Genomic DNA, 1,460 nt, shown 5'->3' on the forward strand with positions numbered 1-1,460 from the left:
CTTTTCCGCCGGACTTCACCGGTTTAAGTCCTTTCGCCGGGGCTGAGACAAGCACAGGCGCCGTGGTCCTCCAGGGTGAAGTGAACGCCGTGAAAATTTATTTCCGGCCACTGCGCTAGACCGGAAATAAATGTCCCCGTCGCCCTGGACGCCTGCCGTCACCCGCGCTGGTTTACGCCCTCGCGGCGAAGGATCTCAAACGGGTGAAGTGAATACCGGAGGAAAAAACCAGCCGATTTCCACAAAACGTCAACACCGCGGCTCCCGAAACTCAACGGGTGACGTGGTTTAAAACCCAACTGCATGAGGAGAACGAACATGGCTTCACGAGGCGTCAACAAGGTCATCCTGGTCGGCAATCTGGGACAGGACCCGGAGGTGCGCTACATGCCGAACGGCGGCGCGGTCGCAAACATCACGCTGGCCACGTCAGAAACGTGGCGCGACAAGCAGACCGGTGAGAACAAAGAGGTAACGGAGTGGCACCGCGTGGTGCTGTTCGGAAAGCTCGCAGAGGTGGCGGGGGAGTACCTGCGCAAGGGCTCGCAGGTTTACATCGAGGGCCAGCTGCGCACGCGTAAATGGCAGGGCTCGGATGGGCAGGACAAGTACACCACCGAAGTCGTGGTGAACGTTGGCGGCACCATGCAGATGCTGGGCGGGCGCGGCAATGGCACCGGCGGGCAGACCGGACAGCAGTTCAGCGGGCAGCAAAACGCTCAGCCGGCACAGCCAGCTGCGGGCAACGGCGGCAAAGGCGGTAAGGGCGGTCGCAGCGCGGCTCAGCCGCAGCCGGAACCCCAGGCATCGCCGCAGGGTAATTATCCGCCGACAGATTTTGACGACGACATCCCGTTCTGAATGACGCGGCTTTGCTCACGCGAGGCTGCGACAGAGGTGAAAACAGAAGGTAACAAAGCAGGAAGGCGGCCGATACGGCCGGGATGGTTGCCCTGGCGGAGCTGTAACTCCGCGCAGGGCATGACAATCAAATTATGAGGAATTCGAAATGTCAGCGACTCAGTCTAAAGAAAAAATTCGTCACGGCAAGACCTCCGCATATTACGGCCGCCGGCGCGGCGGCTACCGCAGCTGCTGCGGCAGCGAGCTGACCCGCGATGAGAGCGTGACACTGCAACGTCTGAAGGCATTCACGCCGGGCGACTTTGAGGCCTACAGCGCGCGCGGCGAGGAGTTTCGCCGGCGGCTGTGCGGGACCGTACTGAATGCCCTGCAGCTCAGCAATGCCTGGCTTACCGACTGCGAATGCCGGGGAGAGTGGGGCGGGGTGTTCCCGGTTCATCTCCGCCTGACGCACCGAAAAAATCCACTCGTCACGCTCGACATCCTGAGCCCGGGCAGCGAGTCGCCGTTCTGGCACGGGCTTATCTGGATAAATCCCGATCACACCGGGCTGTACGTTCTGAACACCGAACAGTTTGAGCCGGAAACCATCGGCC

The 1,460-nt window shown here is 61.2% G+C and carries 2 protein-coding genes; both read left to right on the forward strand.

Going from position 1 to position 1,460, the window contains the following annotated elements; translation table 11 throughout:
* Positions 1–318 precede the first annotated feature (318 nt).
* The gene (locus BBB56_RS23370; protein ID WP_123803266.1) at positions 319–861 is read left to right on the forward strand and encodes a single-stranded DNA-binding protein; all 543 of its coding nucleotides are present in this window, start codon (positions 319–321) and stop codon (positions 859–861) included.
* A gap of 148 nt (positions 862–1,009) precedes the next feature.
* On the forward strand, positions 1,010–1,460 hold a 451-nt coding region (locus tag BBB56_RS23375), incomplete at its 3' end, for a conjugation system SOS inhibitor PsiB family protein (RefSeq protein ID WP_123803267.1).

The organism is Candidatus Pantoea deserta (genome assembly GCF_003813865.1).
Lineage (GTDB): Bacteria > Pseudomonadota > Gammaproteobacteria > Enterobacterales > Enterobacteriaceae > Pantoea > Pantoea deserta.